Origin of the sequence: Tychonema sp. LEGE 07196 (assembly GCF_963890365.1) — a bacterium.
Classification (GTDB): Bacteria; Cyanobacteriota; Cyanobacteriia; order Cyanobacteriales; family Microcoleaceae; genus Microcoleus.
In genome coordinates this window covers 15,204-32,281 of record NZ_CAWPRX010000184.1, presented here as the reverse complement: position 1 = coordinate 32,281, position 17,078 = coordinate 15,204, and the positions used below count along the sequence as shown (strand labels likewise).

At 45.2% G+C, this 17,078-nt stretch carries 15 protein-coding genes; 9 read left to right on the top strand and 6 right to left on the bottom strand.

Annotation, left to right across the window (positions count from 1 at the left end; translation table 11 throughout):
• Positions 1–194 precede the first annotated feature (194 nt).
• Together AACV78_RS21805 and AACV78_RS21800 are read left to right on the top strand one after the other, a co-directional pair.
• Positions 195–1,805 (top strand): Eco57I restriction-modification methylase domain-containing protein, encoded by a 1,611-nt coding sequence (locus AACV78_RS21805; protein ID WP_228042382.1) that lies wholly within the window; start codon positions 195–197, stop codon positions 1,803–1,805.
• A gap of 365 nt (positions 1,806–2,170) precedes the next feature.
• Complete coding sequence (locus tag AACV78_RS21800) at positions 2,171–3,967, top strand: sodium:solute symporter family protein (protein ID WP_194009756.1); 1,797 nt, start codon at positions 2,171–2,173, stop codon at positions 3,965–3,967.
• A 110-nt stretch (positions 3,968–4,077) separates the two neighbouring features.
• Here AACV78_RS21800 and AACV78_RS21795 read toward each other — a convergent pair whose 3' ends face one another.
• Together AACV78_RS21795 and AACV78_RS21790 are read right to left on the bottom strand one after the other, a co-directional pair.
• On the bottom strand, positions 4,078–5,436 hold the full coding sequence (locus AACV78_RS21795) for a Tle-like phospholipase domain-containing protein (protein WP_194009757.1): 1,359 nt from the start codon (positions 5,434–5,436) through the stop codon (positions 4,078–4,080).
• 315 nt (positions 5,437–5,751) lie between these two features.
• Entirely contained in the window at positions 5,752–7,122 is a 1,371-nt protein-coding gene (locus AACV78_RS21790) for an alpha/beta hydrolase family protein (protein ID WP_194009758.1), read from the bottom strand.
• Positions 7,123–7,257: 135 nt separating this feature from the next.
• Here AACV78_RS21790 and AACV78_RS21785 point away from each other — a divergent pair, with 135 nt between their 5' ends.
• From AACV78_RS21785 to AACV78_RS21770, 4 genes are all read left to right on the top strand, one after another.
• Positions 7,258–7,467: a hypothetical protein gene (locus AACV78_RS21785; protein ID WP_194009759.1), complete on the top strand. Its 210-nt coding sequence runs from the start codon at positions 7,258–7,260 to the stop codon at positions 7,465–7,467.
• Positions 7,467–8,003, top strand: a complete 537-nt coding sequence (locus AACV78_RS21780; RefSeq protein WP_194009760.1) for a GNAT family N-acetyltransferase — start codon at positions 7,467–7,469, stop codon at positions 8,001–8,003. The genes AACV78_RS21785 and AACV78_RS21780 overlap by 1 nt, the downstream gene beginning before the upstream one ends.
• Before the next feature lie 208 nt (positions 8,004–8,211).
• The gene (locus AACV78_RS21775; protein ID WP_194009761.1) at positions 8,212–8,958 is read left to right on the top strand and encodes a HEAT repeat domain-containing protein; all 747 of its coding nucleotides are present in this window, start codon (positions 8,212–8,214) and stop codon (positions 8,956–8,958) included.
• A 172-nt stretch (positions 8,959–9,130) separates the two neighbouring features.
• Positions 9,131–10,030 (top strand): Rpn family recombination-promoting nuclease/putative transposase, encoded by a 900-nt coding sequence (locus tag AACV78_RS21770; protein WP_194009762.1) that lies wholly within the window; start codon positions 9,131–9,133, stop codon positions 10,028–10,030.
• A gap of 416 nt (positions 10,031–10,446) precedes the next feature.
• Here the strand turns inward: AACV78_RS21770 and AACV78_RS21765 are convergent, their stop codons facing one another.
• From AACV78_RS21765 to AACV78_RS21750, 4 genes are all read right to left on the bottom strand, one after another.
• Positions 10,447–11,724: a BaiN/RdsA family NAD(P)/FAD-dependent oxidoreductase gene (locus AACV78_RS21765; RefSeq protein WP_370528834.1), complete on the bottom strand. Its 1,278-nt coding sequence runs from the start codon at positions 11,722–11,724 to the stop codon at positions 10,447–10,449.
• Positions 11,725–11,748: 24 nt separating this feature from the next.
• Positions 11,749–11,910: a rubredoxin gene (rd, locus tag AACV78_RS21760; protein WP_194009764.1), complete on the bottom strand. Its 162-nt coding sequence runs from the start codon at positions 11,908–11,910 to the stop codon at positions 11,749–11,751.
• Between the two features lie 224 nt (positions 11,911–12,134).
• Positions 12,135–12,902 (bottom strand): ChaB family protein, encoded by a 768-nt coding sequence (locus AACV78_RS21755; protein WP_194009765.1) that lies wholly within the window; start codon positions 12,900–12,902, stop codon positions 12,135–12,137.
• A gap of 220 nt (positions 12,903–13,122) precedes the next feature.
• Complete coding sequence (locus tag AACV78_RS21750) at positions 13,123–13,422, bottom strand: DUF433 domain-containing protein (RefSeq protein WP_194009766.1); 300 nt, start codon at positions 13,420–13,422, stop codon at positions 13,123–13,125.
• A gap of 80 nt (positions 13,423–13,502) precedes the next feature.
• Here AACV78_RS21750 and AACV78_RS21745 point away from each other — a divergent pair, with 80 nt between their 5' ends.
• The 3 genes from AACV78_RS21745 to AACV78_RS21735 all read left to right on the top strand — a co-directional run bounded on the left by AACV78_RS21745 (position 13,503) and on the right by AACV78_RS21735 (position 16,844).
• On the top strand, positions 13,503–14,192 hold the full coding sequence (locus tag AACV78_RS21745; protein WP_194009767.1) for a polysaccharide deacetylase family protein: 690 nt from the start codon (positions 13,503–13,505) through the stop codon (positions 14,190–14,192).
• Between the two features lie 4 nt (positions 14,193–14,196).
• On the top strand, positions 14,197–15,183 hold the full coding sequence (locus AACV78_RS21740) for a DUF6263 family protein (RefSeq protein ID WP_194009768.1): 987 nt from the start codon (positions 14,197–14,199) through the stop codon (positions 15,181–15,183).
• Between the two features lie 179 nt (positions 15,184–15,362).
• Positions 15,363–16,844, top strand: coding sequence for an S-layer homology domain-containing protein (locus AACV78_RS21735; RefSeq protein ID WP_194009769.1), 1,482 nt, complete (start codon positions 15,363–15,365; stop codon positions 16,842–16,844).
• Positions 16,845–17,078 lie beyond the last annotated feature (234 nt).

Here is a 17,078-nt window from a genome sequence, read left to right as displayed (position 1 = left end):
ATAACGCTTGGTTTGAGTTTGTGTCATCGTTAGCTACCTCCCGATCTAGCTATATGAACAGTCAACATACTTTTGGATAAGTTATATATTTTCTAGGGCGCTTGACATTTTCGCACATCGGTGCAATTTTAGGCGAAAATAAACTGAACTGGCGATCCTCTTCGAGGGCTTCGCTAACGCACTTTTCTCAACAAATGATAGCACCACATTTTCAAGCACTAGGCATTCCGGGCGACAGCAACACAACAGCCAGCAATTTACTCGATCGAGTAGACCTCCTGCGGTTAGAAGCAACCCAAAAATTGCAGCAAAACCAGAGAGGAGAAAAAGGACAATTCTTGACACCTTGCTCCGCAGCAAGTTTGATGGCGGGAATGTTTGAATTCAAGTGTCCCGATATATCATTATTAGATGCAGGTGCAGGTATTGGTTCCCTGATAGCAGCCGTTGTTTGCGAGCTTTGTCAGCGCCCCAAAAAACCGCAAACCATGCAGGTAACAGCTTATGAAATTGATATTATTTTGATTGACTACCTCAAACAAACCTTAGAATTGTGCAGAATTGAATGTCAGAACTTTGGCATAATCTTTACCAGTAAAATTTGCAGCGTAGACTTCATTCAAGAATCTGCTGAAATGTTGAATCCCAATCTATTTATAAACTCAAAAAAACTGGAATTTACCCATGCAATCATCAATCCTCCCTATGCTAAAATTAACGCTAAATCTCAAGCCAGAACTTTACTGCGTTCTATAGGAGTAGAAACCGGCAATCTCTACACTGGTTTTATGATTGCCGCCGCTAGCTTGCTCAAACCAAACGGTGAATTAGTATCGATTACTCCCCGCAGTTTTTGCAACGGTTTATACTTTCGAGATTTTCGTAAAGTCTTCCTACAAATGATGGCTTTACGCCAAATACATATCTTTGAATCGCGACAGGAAGTATTTCGCGATGATGCTGTTTTGCAAGAAACAATTATTATTCGCGCTACTAAACAAATAGAAAAGCCAGATACTGTAACGATTACCTCAAGCACCAGCGCAGATGACGATCTAATTTTGTGTCATAATATACGATATACTGATGTAGTTAATCCCAAAGATTCCGAGCAATTTATTCGGATTTTGCCCGATGCCCTCAGCCAGCAATTAGTTGAGCAAATGGCTCAATTTACCTGCACGCTAAAAGAATTAGGTTTGACAGTTTCCACCGGAAAAGTTGTAGATTTTCGCGTCGGTTCTGACTTGCGGCTAGAACTAGAAAAAGATGCAGTTCCACTGATTTATCCAGCACATTTATCGGCTGGGTTTGTTGAATATCCCACCGCCACCAAAAAGCACCAAGCTTTAGCAATCACCGAAAAAACTGCTGCACTCCTCGTACCCAACGAAAATTATGTTTTGACTAAGCGCTTTTCGTCAAAGGAAGAACAAAAGCGAATTGTTGCAGTTGTTTGGGATTCCCACAAAATTAATAATTCTAGCGTTGGTTTTGAAAATCATTTAAATTACTTTCACCAACAAGGACGCGGATTAGACCTCACTCTGGCGCGGGGATTGACTGTTTATCTAAATTCGAGTTTGGTAGATGGGTTTTTCCGGCTGTTCAACGGACACACTCAAGTTAATGCTACTGATTTACGCAATTTGCAGTATCCTAATTTAGAGCAATTACTTTTATTGGGCGCTCAAATAGGAGAAATATTTCCTACACAGCGGGAGATTGATGAACTTGTTGACAGACAACTGCAGAAAGCGACAAATTCGGGATTTATACCATTTTGCAAAATAAGTGCTACATAGAACCCCCCCCAACCCCCCCTTGTTAAGGGGGGGCTAGAAATTGATCTATAGCAAGTATTTATTAAATTGGTATTATATAAAGTCTGGCGATCGCCCTTCATGTTAAACTTTTTGCCAGCTCATTTTATGAAAAATATACGGTAATTAAGACTCAAGACTGTAAACTGTTTTAGGCGTCAACTGCAATATAGCTAATTCAAGACTTGCGCGCGGGTGGTCAGAAACCGGGTTTTTTGCAAAAATCTTTCGCACTCGTCCACAGATTCGGTAAAAAACCCGGTTTCTTTGGCTTTAGCGCATCCGAAAGATAGAGTGTGCGCGTAAGTCCTATAATTGCAATTCTCAATTCATTTCAACGTGAATCTATGCAACCTATCGACTGGTTAATTGTCCTACTTTACCTGATCTTCTCCCTATCAGTGGGCTTATATCTCTCCCGCAAAGGGTCGAAGAGTATGGTAGATTTTTTTGTATCGGGTCGATCGCTTCCTTGGTGGCTGGCTGGTAGCAGCATGGCGGCTACCACTTTTTCCATCGACACTCCCCTCTACGTTGCTGGAATAGTCGGCAATCGGGGAATTGCTGGCAATTGGGAGTGGTGGAGTTTTGGCATTTCTCACATTATTATGGTGTACGTTTTTGCCAAAATGTGGCGGCGTTCTGAAGTGATTACCGATGCGGAACTGACAGAGGTTCGCTACGGTGGCAAAACGGCGGCTGTTTTGCGGGCTACAAAAGCATTTTTGTTTGCTGTTCCTATCAACTGCATCGGTATCGGCTACGCGATGCTGGCCACGGTGAAAGTGGTAGATGCTTTGCAAATCTGGCAGGGTTTTGGGATTGAACCGGGACAAAATCTCAAGTTTTTGAGCGTTCTCGGTATCAGTGTTTTAGTGTTAATCTACGCTGGCTTTGCTGGTTTGTGGGGCGTGGTTGCTACTGATTTTTTTCAGTTAGTTTTGGCACTTGTGGGGGCTGTTTTAGTAGCTTTTTTTGCTCTCAGCAGCGATCGGATTCACGGAATTCACGCCCTGATTCCGGCAGTGCAGCAGGCTACAAAACAGGATATTTTATCATTTTTTCCCTTTAGTATTGGGTCTGGTGGCTTTCGGTGGAGTGAGGCGGCTGGTATTACTTCAAGCACATTTTTAGCTTATCTTGGCGTTCAGTGGTGGTCGTGGCGGCGCAGCGACGGCGGCGGTGAATTCATTCAGCGTTTGATCGCTGCGAAAGATGAAGCGGAGGCGGAAAAGTCGGCTTGGCTGTTTAATATTTTGAATTACGTGGTGCGGCCTTGGCCTTGGATTATTGTAGCTTTGGTGGCGATCGCAATTTATCCCGATTTGGAAGACCGGGAATTGGGCTATCCCAAATTGATGTTAGATTTTTTGCCGCCTGCAGTTTTGGGGTTAGTAGTCGCATCGCTGCTGGCTGCTTTTATGAGTACGGTTTCTACTTCAATTAACTGGGGCGCTTCCTTTGTAACTAATGATTTGTATCTCCGCTTTGTCAAGCCCGATGCTACTCAAGATGAACTCGTGTGGGTTGGTCGGCTTTCTTCGGTTTTTGTGACTGCTTTGGGTGCGGTGGCGGCTTATTTTGCACAGGATGTGGCGACGGTTTTTCGGTTGGTAATTGCGATCGGTACTGGTTCGGGATTGGTGTTAATTTTGCGCTGGTTTTGGTGGCGAATTAATGCAGCGGCGGAACTGACAGCAATTCTCGGCGGTTTTGTGGTGGGTTTGACTACCAGTTCGGTGCCGGCTTTGCAAATTCAAGACTTTGGTTTGCGTTTGATGTTTATTACGGTGACAGTTGGCATTCTGTGGATCGCGGCGATGCTGCTGACTCCTGCAGAATCTGACGAGACTCTTGATGAATTTTACCGCCGGGTGCGGCCGGGCGGGCCTGGTTGGAAAAGACAGCGCGATCGCACTGGTTTAGAACCGATTCAAGATTTAGGAACTGACCTCAAACGGGTAGTAGCGGCGATTGTATTAATGTTTGGGTCGATGTTGGCGATCGGCGGATTTTTACTGCTTCAGCCGCTAACGGGATGGGTATCTTTAACCGCTGCTGTTGTCGGCGGGATGTGTTTGCGACAGCTAAATAAGATCAAGGTTTTACCGATGCCAAGGCCCGGACTAGATGATGTAGATTAGGGAATTACGAACCGCAATCAGCAAGGTTTGTAGTGCGGAATGTGAGTCCGCACTACAAACCAAATCAATCGGTGCTGGCGGCGCACCCTGGATAATTAGCCAGCAGCCAATTAAATTGAAATAAAATCGCTAGCTGTTAGCGGACTCCTTGAAATGCCAGGAATACTGGCAAGAACTTCGCCGTTACTGGCAATTTCGATCGTTGTTGAAACATCGGCTTGAGTAACTTTCAGTTGGTTGAAAGTCAAACCTTTGGTCAAACCGATTAAATCTTGACCCTGTTGAAAGTCTATAATTGTATCTGTACCTGCGCCTGCTCCTAACACTAATACGTCGCGTCCAAGGCCACCAATTAAGATATCGGCACCAATTCCACCAACAAGTGTATCGTCCCCATCTCCCCCTTCCAAATTATCATCTCCTTTGCCGCCAAATAGCTGATCGTTGCCGGTGCCACCGCTGATAATATCATTGTTGCGACTGCCGATGAGAGTGTCATTTCCCCCGTTACCAATAATAATATCGTCGCCGCCAAAACCTGTGGCTGTATTATTGGCATCGTCGCCTAATAAATAATTAGCTTGAGATTGGTTGAGAGCATTTTTTATGGTAAGAATGTTTCCAAAAAATGTGGCTCCCGGAGCGTTTCTCGATTGCTCGAAGGTGCTGCGCGATTCCAGTGATGCTCCCAATTCTGGCAGCACAAAGTCTATGCCAGCTAGCAGTTCTAAATAATCTGAATCTGTAAAAGTAAAGTCTGGGCTACTCAATTGGTTTGCAGAAATTTCTGTTTGAGTAAAACCGAGAGGAGGAGTTGTTAATAAACCTGTTTGCGTGTGCTTTTCTAGAACTAATAGCGGGTTAATAATCGGGTTGGTAAATGTTTGTAAAAACACTTTTCCTGGCAGAAAAGCTTCTCCACCCAAACTCACAAAGTCGCCGCTAACAATGTAGTGAGTTACATTTTTGCTGGTACCGGCTTTCTGTGTAAAAGTATTGACTGTGCTCCGATCGACTCCGGGAGAATTGAATGTCACCACATCTCCGATCGCAGATGTGAATTCGCTGGCGGCTAGCTGGGTTAAGGCACCGCCCAAGCTGTGTCCGAGAACGTCTGGCGGCAAGCGGTTGGGATTTTTTGCTGTATTTTGACCGATTTCTGTCAGCCAATTTCCTAGGGCTTGTTTGTTGGCTTCAAATTGGTTGAAACCGATGCCTCGCGGGTCTGTGTTGGCAACTTCGTCGAGCGGTTGGTCAACGCCCCGAAATACGAGAACTGGCGGTTTGTCTGGAGTGGTGGAGATTAAGCCGATCGCGTGAAACCCAGTTGTCGGATCGTCAAAGGTGCGATCGATTTGGTAGCCGGCAGCGCTCAAACCAGTTTGAACTACAGTTTGAAACTGGGGGTTGTCATCTATGTAAGCAACTTGTTTCGCTAAAGTTTCGTAAACGGCGGGGGAAGAAGGCATATTTTTTATTTCCTGTGTTTGAATTGGGCATTAGTATTTAACCTGGTTAATTCATTTTACTGTAAACTTGATTAATTAACAATATTAATTTATCCAATTTTGGAGTTATAAAATTGTAAAATAATAATACAAAAAGCAAACAAAACTTAGCAAGAAATATGACGTATTTTTTGCTAAGTTTTGTTCGCTTTTACGATATAGCGGTTCTCAAGCGTGGTGAGGTAGGCCCTGCGCGGGCCAATGCCCCATGCCCCATGACCTCTTTGGCCCATCTTTTTAAGAAAGGCTATACCAAAACTACAAATTTTTCTCGCACTAAAGCTGCACAAAATCAGTCTGCGTAATGTCGCTGGCCGACACGCCTGTGAGAGTAGCAAGAATTTCGCCAGTAATTGGGATAGAAATTACAGCTCCCTCACCACCTTGGCGGACTATAATTAGAGGAAAAGTTAGCCCCCGCGACAGTGCAATTAAATCTTCACCCTTTTTAAAATCGACAATTACATCGGCTCCGCCACCGGATTCCAATACAAAGCGATCGCGCCCCGCACCGCCGATCAAAATATCGTTGCCAAACTCGCCGGACATCAAATCGTTTCCGTCGCCACCCTCCAAATAATCGTTATCTCTGCCGCCGTACAAGAAGTCGTCACCCTCATCACCGGTGATGCTGTCATTACCTCTATTACCTCTAAGAGTATCGTTACCTCTGCTGCCGATCATGGTATCCTCGCCCTTGCCACCGGTAGCAGTATTGTTGCGAATGTCGCCTAATAAATAATTCGATTGCAGAGGAGCTAAACCGTATTGTATTTCTCTGATTAACTGCACAAAAGAAAATTCTGGTGCTGTTCTCAAACTCTCTACACCCGATCTCTTTCTCATTGCTATTGACACAGTGGGCAGGGCAAAATTTAGCGCTGCGATAAATTCGTTAAAATCTGAGTCGTTGTCGTTATAAGCAAAGTCGGGTTTGTTTAAGTCTTCGACGGAAATTTGCCTCTGGAAAAAATCTGCGGGCGGAGCGCTTAATAAATTTTCTGTTCGATGTTTTGCCAAAACAGTTAAGGGATTAATGCTCGGATCGGTAAAATTTTGGATAAATACTTTTCCCGGTATAAATGCTTCGCCAAACAAGCTGACAATATCTCCGCTGACAATGTAGTGATTGACATTTTTGTTGCCAACTCTGCTGAGATTTTTCCGAAAAGCGTTGAATGTTGTGGTTGAGACTCCGGGAGAGTTGAAAGTAAATATGTCGCCGGTGATAGATGTGTATTCGGTGGCTGTAATTTGAGCGATCGCTCCGCCCCAACTGTGACCGACGATATCGGGCAATAATTTGCTGGGGTTTTTAGCAGTATCTTGACCGATTTCTGTGAGCCAGCTTTTGATGCTATCTTTGTTTTTTTCAAATTCGGGTAAGCCGATGTCGCGGGAGTCGGAAAACATAGCATCGCCGTCGATGAAATCTGTACCTCTAAATACGAGGACTGGCGGATTTCGGGAGTCGGAGGAACCGAAGCCGATCGCATAAAATCCAGTTTCTCGGTCGTCGAATATGCGATCGATATAGTAGCCGTTAGTATCCAGGAAACGTGCCACATCATTCTGCGCGTTGGGCTTTTGATTCAAAAAAACAATTGACTTAGCTAGAGCTTCATAAACAGCAGGCGAGGCACTCATAATCTTATATTTTGTGTTTGTTGGTACTGGCGATCGCTCTTTTTGAGAGCTAATTGTCTAATGGCAGCATTATAGCTGACAAGATTTGTATGGTACAATTGATAAAATCAACTCAAGAATTAAGTTTTTGCGGTTATGGCTATCATTCGTCAATACATTGCTCCCTTTATAGCGATATTAATATTTTTCGTAGCTCTGGTATCTGTCAGCGCTCGCATCTTTTTGCCGGCTGACATGGCTGCCCCGGCACCGATTGAGGAAGAGATCCCCCAAAAGCAAGCAGCAGTAGTGAATCCAATTTTCTTGGGTCTAAATGATGTCGCTCTCGGTGTCCGAGTCCGTTGATGTCTGCTCAACTAATACCGGGCTACGCGCTGCGATCGGGATCGGGACTCGATCGGGCAAAACTGGTAAAGTTCCTGCACCGGACTTACGGAGAACTTTACCCCGATCGGGAATTGGGACATTTGTCTCAAACTGTCGAACAGTATTTTTCTAACCAGACGCCGCTTTGGTGGATAGAGTGCCTGAAAAACACCCCCCAAGAGCAAGAAAATTTGCCCGTGCAGCCCTCGCAGTATCTCAATCCCAAATCTCCAGCGCTAAATCCCCAATCGGTTGTCGGATGTTTGTGGCTGGGAAATGCGATCGACCAAACCACTGGATTGCGCCACGGTCACATTTTTTTGCTATACATCGCGCCGGAACACCGCCGTCAGGGACTCGGTGCAGCTTTAGTGATTCATGCTGAAAATTGGGCACGTTCCAGGGGCGATCGGCAAATTGGTTTACAAGTTTTTTTGAGCAATCAGCCTGCTATGAATCTCTATCAAAAGTTAGGCTATCAAAGCCATTCTGTCTGGATGAACAAATCACTTTGACCGAAAGCATCCAGGATACAAGCCCCCGGATTCATCCGTGGAGAAATAAAAAACCTGTATCCGATGAAACTTGCCCCCCGAATTTATCCGTGGGGTCAATGCTTCAATTCTAAAATCTAAAATCTAAAATCTAAAATCTAAAATCTAAAATCGATTGACGGCTGACTCAGTTGCACCCGTAGCATCCTCAGTGCGGTAAAGTTTTTTTATGAACAATCACGACTACCCCAACGCCCTCGATACTGAGACGGAACTGGAAAGCCCTTTGGATCAATTTGACGAATCCGAACCCCCGCTGCCAGATCCAGAGGAAATGCTGCCTTTGCTGGAATCCCCGGAACCTCAACACCGGATGATTGCGGCGCGGGCTTTTTGCGAATTGCAGGACGATCGCGCGATTTCGCATTTAATTAATTTGTTGAGAGACGGTTGCCCCTTGGTGCGGGTAAGCGCGTCCTATGCTTTGGGGCGAAATCCGAGTCCCGATGCTGTGGAAGCGCTAATTGAGCAGCTTAACTGCGACTGGAACGGTTACGTTCGCAAAGGGGTAGTTTGGGCCCTGGGAAATTGCAGCGATCCCCGCGCTTTGCCATCTTTAATTGATGCTTTGAGAACTGATATTTCGGCGGTGCGTTTGTGGGCGGCGAGTTCGCTGGGTCAAATGGCAAAAGTTGGTTACTATGTGGTGATTGCAGCGATTCCGCCGTTGATTGAATCGCTGCGGGGAGATGCTGTATCTGCTGTGCGGAGCAACTCGGCTTGGGCGATCGGGCAACTGGCGCGGGAATTGCCGAATAATGTAGTGTACGCTGGGGCGATCGACGCTTTAATTGAATCTTTAGAAGAAGATGAAGATATGGGCGTGCGAGAAGATGCAAAATCTTCCCTGTTGCGAGTCGGCGACCCGCGCGGTTTGCAGACAATTGAAGATTTAGAAATGGAAGGAATGTTATGATCGAATTGCCACAATTAAATACTGTCAGGGATTTTGTACTCCGAATAAATAAACCGGGTTTTGTGTGAAAATACACTGGTTGCAGCCAACAGATTAGTCGGTAAAAACCCCGGTTTCTGGGTTATGCGTAAGTTTTAAGTGTTTTAAAATTACCGTTTACCCGCGAGCGATTATGACATTCATCAATCCTAAAACAGAGTTTGGCTTCAAAAAGATTTTTGCTTCGCCTCAGAGCAAAGAAGTTTTGATTAGCTTCCTCAATGCGATGCTCTACAACGCACAGCCGACAATTCAAGACTTAGAAATCATCGACCCCTACGCCGCACCAAGCATAACTGGTTTAAAAGACACTTACCTCGATGTCAAAGCCAAAATTACAGGCAACAAAACTGTCATTATCGAAATGCAGGTAATTAATGTAGAAGCTTTTACTAAGCGCGTCATATACAATGCAGCGAAAACCTACGCGACTCAGCTCAAACCGAGAGAAGGCTACTCAAAATTAAATCCTGTGATTGCTTTAACAATTACAGATTTTGTGCTATTTGAAAATACCGAAAAATTCCTCACCCATTTTGTTTTTAAAGAAGTCGAAGAAAACATCGAATATTACAGAGAAATAGAATTATTTTTTGTGGAACTGCCGAAATTTAATAAAGAACTGGAGCAAGTCGAAAACCTGATTCAAAGCTGGGTTTATTTTATCAAAAATGCTACTAAACTTGATGAAATTCCCGAAAAATTTGCATCAATACCAGAAATTAATACAGCTTTTTCCATCGCCAGCAAAACTAATTTAAGCGTTGATGAATTAGCCGCATTAGAAAAGCGAGAAATGTTTTTTGAAGACCAGCGCGGTGCTATTACTAAAAGCCGCAAAGAAGGCATAATTGAAGGACAGATAGCATTAATTCTGCGTCTACTCCGGCGGCGCACTGGTGAGGTTTCGCCGGAAATTCAAACTCGCATCCAGCAGCTATCTCCCGAACAATTGGATGATTTAGGTGAAAATTTGTTGGATTTTAGCAGTCAAGAGGATTTGATTGCTTGGCTTGAATCAATTTCGGGATGACTCTCTACACTCATGGAGTTCGATCGAGCTGACAGAAAAGCACCATTCTCAACAAGCTCTTAAAAACCGGGTTTCTGAACGAGAGATATAGGTTGTGATGTTAAATTTGCGGTCAGAAACCCGGTTTTTGCCACAGGTGCTCTTCTATCAGATCGAGAGGAGTTGAATCTTCTTTTTGTCTTTGAGTCCATCAGAACTAAAGTCCTTACTACAAACCGATTTTTATTGTTTGTATAGCAGCGGTTGAAAGCGCGATCGTCCGATCTAATCTCACAATTCAGGTTCCCGATCGCCCGATCGCCACTCCCCGCCTTTACCTGAGAGAAACCCGGTTTTTTACCAAATCTGCGGGTATAAACCTATATTTTCCCAAAAAACCCGGTTTCTGACTGCATTCCAAATCCCCAATCCCAAATCTACAATCCCAAATCGTCCGATTTGCCGATCGCGATTCCAGCCAACCACGCCGTAGTCCACGCACTTTGGAAGTTGAAACCGCCCGTCACGCCGTCGATATCCAAGATTTCGCCAGCAAAGAAAAGTCCCCGACAGCGGCGGCTTTCCATTGTCTTAAAATCGACTTCTTTTAAGTTAACACCGCCGCAGGTGACGAATTCTTCCTTAAATGCGCCTTTTCCAGAAATCTGATATTCGCCTTGAATGAGTTCTAGCAGGAGGCGATCGAGGATTTTGTTGGATAAGTCTGCCCAGCGTTTTTGTTCGTCAATGCCGATCGAACTTGTCAAACGTTCCCAGAGGCGGCGCGGTATTGGAAACGGACAGCTAGAGGCGATCGGTCTGTGCGACAACTGCGATTTAACCGCTAGCAATTGCTGCCGCAAAACCTCCGCATTGTACTGGGGCAGCCAATTAATCAGCACAGATGTTTTATAATGGCGATCGTGCAAAAATCTCGCACCCCAAGCCGAAAGTTTGAGTACAGCAGGCCCGCTTAAACCCCAGTGAGTAATTAGCAAAGGCCCGCTTTGTTCTAATTTAGCTCCCGGCAATTTCACCTTAGCATTAGGAACCGAAACCCCGGCTAAATCTTTGATTCTGCTGTCAGAAATATTAAAAGTAAATAGAGAAGGAACCGGCTGTTCTACAGTATTACCTAACTCTTTTGCCCACTTAAAACCCGACGGATTGCTGCCTGTAGCCAGCAGGATGCGATCGCACTGCAATCTCTCCCCGGATTTCAACTCAACTTCAAATCTAGTTTCATCCGTAGGGGTAGTATTCCCTTGTTCGCCCTCTGCATTATTGCCAGTTAATTTCGTTACTGAAACAACTGCATCACCCGTGCGAATTTTCACACCTGCATCCTCAGCAGCCCGGATCAAACAGTTAACAATTGTCCCCGAATCATCTGTGATCGGAAACATTCGCCCGTCTGCTTCTGTTTTCAATTTCACACCGTGACTGGCAAACCAATCAACAGTATCGCGGGGTTGAAATCGACTAAAAGCACCGCGCAGAGCTTTCCCTCCTCTGGGGTAATTCTGCACTAAAACACCGGCGTCAAAACAAGCGTGAGTGACGTTGCAGCGCCCGCCGCCAGATATGCGAACTTTTGCCAGGAGTTGCCGGCCAGCTTCTAGTAAAGTGACGCGGGCCTGGGGGTAGGTTTTCGCGCAGGTAATTGCACTAAAAAAACCCGCTGCACCGCCACCTATGACTGTAATTTTGAGGATGCGATCGGACAATTTTTTTCTCGCTTATTCTTCTGGTTCAAAATCGGATTTTGCCGCCCCGCAAGTGGGACAAACCCAATCTTCGGGGATATCTTCAAAGGCAGTACCGGCAGCTATGCCTCCGTCGGGGTCGCCTACTTCTGGATCGTAGACGTAATTGCAAGCTGTACAAACGTATTTTTGCATTTGCTTAACTCAATTTTAAATTGTAAGCCTGTAGATTGTAGTTGATAACGCAACCTAATGCAATACCACTTTCAAAAAATCATGAGATTTTCAGCTATTCTCAAATGATTAAAAAATAAGTTTTTCACAATTAAAACATCTAAAATCTAAAATCGTCAAAGCCTCCAGAACCGCAGTTCTAGAGGCTTGATGGTATTTTTTATTAGTTTACTGCGATTGGAACACTAGACTTTCGCTAAAGGCTTAGTCCAAACACCATTTTCATCTTCTTCGTACTGCTGGTGAATGGCTTCCCAGGCGGTGTGTTCTGCTTGTATCGAGTCGTTGCTTTCGTCAAATGCGGTGTTGTAGGATTCGATAAAGGTTTTTTGTGCTGCTTCCGACAGGTGCGATCGCACTTCTGGAGATAAGTCTGCCGGACTGTTGCAGCGACCTTTGACGGCGCGCGGCAGCGTCATCTCGCTAACAGAAACTTCTTCGCCACCTGCACTTTCTAGCAATAGTTGAAATTCGCCCGATTTATCTGCGGCGACTTCGACCATCACGAGAAATTCGCCTGCTTCGACGCGGGTTTGATAGATAGTTGCTTTCTCTTCGGGCATTCCCAAAGCGACTAAAGCCGAAACTAGACCAGCACCGGCCGAACCTGCGATCGCGCCGCTAGCTGCACCCAACAGTACAGCACCCAGCGGGCCTGCGGATACTACTGCACCGACAAAGGGAATAAACAGCACGCCCACGCCGGTTAGCAAACCCAAAAAAGAACCGAATAAGGAACCAAAAATCGCCCCGCTTCGCAAGCCTCCTAAAATTACATCTTTTTTAGTCAGAAAGCCGGCAATTTTAGTTTTGGACTGAAAGTTTTTGCCCATTACGGAAATGTGGTCGCGGGAGACTCCGCGATCGAGCAACCGCCGAATTACGCCGTCTAATTGTTCTTCTTCCTTAAATACGGCTGAAACTGTGCGTTCTGCTAGATATTCCTCTGTCATTGTTTCTCCTTGATGGTTTGTCGATTAGTTGTGCTGGTATTTAGTATAAGAGGACACTGTAGGGCGATCGCATCGATCTTGAGAGAGAGGTGAATGCGATCGGAGATAGTTTGAGGATCTATCAAAAGAGTTAAAGAATTTTATAATTGGCGATCGCTCATCTTTTATAAACAGTTATTTAGCTATAATACAAGCTCTCAAATATTCCTCAAATATTATTCTATTGTAACGGCTTAATTTTCGTCGTATATTCTGCTTCCAAACGCTCCCACTCAGCATTTTCTGCTGCTATATCCGCGTCAATTTGGTTTTGATTAGCGTAATAGTAAGCCAATGCCGCATAAATTTGTGATAAGGTCAAGTGCGGAAATTCTTCAGCTATTTTTTCAGGAGTCATTCCCGCTTTGTAGTCAATGGCTATGCTTTGTACGGACATTCTTGTACCTGCGATGCGGGGACGGCCGCCACAAGTTCCCGGCGTGCTGACAATTAGCGTTCCAATATCAACGGCAGTTGTCATATTGACCTCGATTGAGTTAACTTTATTCTATTGTAGCGCAGCTTCATTTCTACCCGATCGCACTTTCGCAATATTAACCAATGCCACTAGCACCTTTTTTTCCTGTCGTTCACCCGATTCTCAAATCTACTTTTCCCGGATGTCTGTGGACGGGAGATAGCAACAGCCGAGAAATAGCCCTAACATTTGACGACGGGCCGCACCTGCAGCACACACCTCAACTGCTAAAGATTTTAGATAAATACGACATCAAAGCAAGTTTTTTCTGGCTGGGATTTTGCGTTGACAGACATCCAGAAATTGCCAAAGAAGTGTACGATAGCGGACACTGGATCGGTCTCCACGGCTACCAGCACGTATCGTTTGCCAAACTCAAAACCCACGAACTAAAACACAGTTTAGAAGACACGCAAAAAGCAATTAGCAAAGCTTGCGATTTAGACCCACAATTAATCCGCGACGTGCGGCCGCCGAACGGCATTTTTACGCCGCGAATATTAGAGTTATTGCAGCAGTGGGAATATCGTCCCGTAATGTGGAGTGTCGTCCCGGAAGATTGGGTGCGGCCGGGGGTGATGAAAGTTACTAGCCGCGTCGTGCAGCAAACAGAAAACGGTTCAATTATTGTGCTCCACGACGGCTATTCCGGCGGCGAAGATGTTGCCGCTGCTGCTGACAAGATAATTCCCTTTCTTTTGTATAAAGGTTACAAATTCGTGACAGTCGATCGCCTGTGGCAACAGGCAAATATTCAAATAACCGGAAATTAAGTCAATGAAAAAAACACTGTTTATTGCATCTCTTTGTTTGGCAAGTGCCGGATGGGCGATCGAGCTTTCTCCTGCGTCCCTCAGTGCTGAGATTCCACTTGTCGTCCAGCAGCCAGCCGGTGACGTATCCGAGCCTAGGATGGACGCGAAACCCGTTCAAGTCGAACTGCTAAATCCCGGAGTGGAACCCCGACAACAGTTGCGTTTAAAACCAAGTTTAGGTGTCAAACAAACGACTGCTATGGCTGTAAAAATGGAGATGGAAGTGTCTGCAGCCGGCAGAAGTACGAAGGTGAATAAAGTTCCGACAATGGTCTTAACTATAGACACAAAAGCCACAAAAATTGATCCCAATGGAGATATTCACTACGATTTTTTATACGCTAGTGCAGATGTTGTTGCTGATACTCCAAATTTGCCAACTGCGGCCCTGGATAGTATGCGATCGGCAGTTAAAAAGTTAGTTGGATTGAAAGGTTCTTTCATCATGGATAGTCGGGGTGCGAGTAAAGGAGGTAGCTTTACTTTGCCGAAAGAAGCGGACAACAACACCAAACAAATGGTTCAAAATATGTCTAAATCATTACAACAGCTTGCCTCGCCTCTGCCGGCAGAAGCAGTTGGAAAAGGCGCTAAATGGCGCATCTCTTTTCCATCTAATGTCAGTGGCATGAATGTGAATCAAACTGCTACCTATGAATTGATTGGCTTGCAAGATGGAGTTGCTACTCTCAAAACTAGCGTAGAACAACAAGCAAATCCCCAAAATTTGACTTTACCCCAATTACCTGCTGGCTCTACTATGGCCATAAAATCTTTTGCGTCTCAGGGTCAGGGAGAAGTTATAATGCGACTGGATAAATTAATGCCTGTTCGTTCAGTCGTCTCTATCAATTCTAATTCTGAAATGATTATTAAAGTTGCAGGAAATCCCGAAGAAGTAACAATGAAAACAAAAATGTTGATGGAGATGACTTTGGATTCTAAATAAGCACTCCATCGGGTTGGAATACCTGATATAGCAACCGCCAAGGTTGTTAAAGCATTTATGGTTATTGAACCTTTCGACTACGCTCAGGGAGCAATGACCAAAGAGCCTTGGCGACTGGTATACTATGTAAACCTTGCGTGAGTTTCGATCGCAAATTTGGTGACAAAGGAGGCTGTTCTATGGTTCGATCGCACAAACGTCAAGCTGTCATCGCTTTAGTCGCAGCTTTGGGCACAATCATCGGAAATTTAGTGTTTCCAGGCCTGAATGTAGCCCCGGCATTGGCCGAGGCCAAATTTCAGGATGTTAAAAACCATTGGGCCCAAGGTTGCATAGAAGAATTAGCAGACAAAAAAATCATCAGCGGCTACTACGAAGACGGCAGTTTTCGCCCGAACCGCCCAGTCAGTCGCGCTGAGTTTGCGGCAATGCTGCGTAGGGCTTTTCCAGATGCAAAAACCGTCCGCAATCCGATCGACTTTGCAGATATTCCCACGAACTACTGGGGTTATAAACCAATTCGAGAAGCTTATCAGACGGGTTTTCTATCCGGTTACAGCGGCAGTATTTTTAACCCGACTCTTAACATTCCCCGCTGGCAGGTTTTGGTAGCATTAAGCAGCGGCTTGAAATATACGCCTACAGGGCCAGCGGCTGAGATTTTGGATGCGACTTTTGAAGATGCGCCGGAAATTCCCGAATTGGCAAGAAATGCGATCGCCGCCGCGGCAGAAAAACAACTTGTGGTCAATTATCCCGCCGTCAAACAGCTAGAACCTACGCGCAATGCAACCCGCGCCGAAGTAGCAACTTTCTTGTGTCAGGCGATCGCCAAACCCGGACAAACAGCCTTAGTTCCCTCGCAATACATCGCCCAAGTCCCGCCGGATATCAGCGGCCCCAGAACCACAGAAACCTCGGAATCTGGGAATATTAGGGCAGAAGTTTCTTTCGTGAAAGAAGGAGAAAATGCCAAAAATATCCGCATCAAAATTATCCGAGACGGTCAAACTTTATTAGACGAACCAGTGCTAATTCCGACTCGTTCTCTAGTAGACAATCCCGATAAAAAAGCCAACGAAGAAGTATCCCAAGGGCGTTTGTTATCGGTGCGAATACGCGATTTTGACGGCGACAAAGAACCGGAAGTGCTGGCAGATTTGGTCTCACTCAATAGCGGTGTCCGCTGCTGCAATTATTCGTTTATTTACCGCTACGACTCAGCAGCCAAAAAATACACTCACATCAAGCATTTTTGGGGCAATGTGAGTTACGAAATTGTCGATTTTGGCAAAAATGATATCCCGGAGTTCAAAAGTCTAGACGGGCGATTTGCGGAGGCTTTTACAAATTATGCGGATTCTCGGTTGCCGCTGCAAATTTGGCAGTACCGCCAAGGTAAAATGGAAGATGTTACTAAGCAGTATCCCGTGGAAGTATACACGAATTCTGCTGAACTGTGGCTGGAATCTAGAAAGCGATCGAGCGAAGATGTAGAGGTAAAAGGGGTGTTGGCCGCCTTCATGGCTAGCAAGTATGTCGCGGGCCAGGAGGCCGAAGGTTGGCAATTGTTGGACAAAGTTTATCAAGGGCGCGATCGCAATCAATTCTTTACGAAATTGCGCGAGTTTTTGGTGAGTACGGGATATGCGAGTAAGTAGATAAAGAACCCCCTAAATCCCCTTTTAAAAGGGGAGTAGGGGTTGAGGTTGAACGACTCATGTTTTCGCCTTAAGGAAGGAAACTTTCAAGACTTTCCCCCCCAGGAAGGCAACACTCGAAAGTTCCGCCAACATCATGACGGCGATATTCTACGCTAATGCTATCTGATGGGTGATTTTCGGCAAAGGTTTTTACCTGGTACTTTTTGAGACTATAAACATTAAGACTTAAAT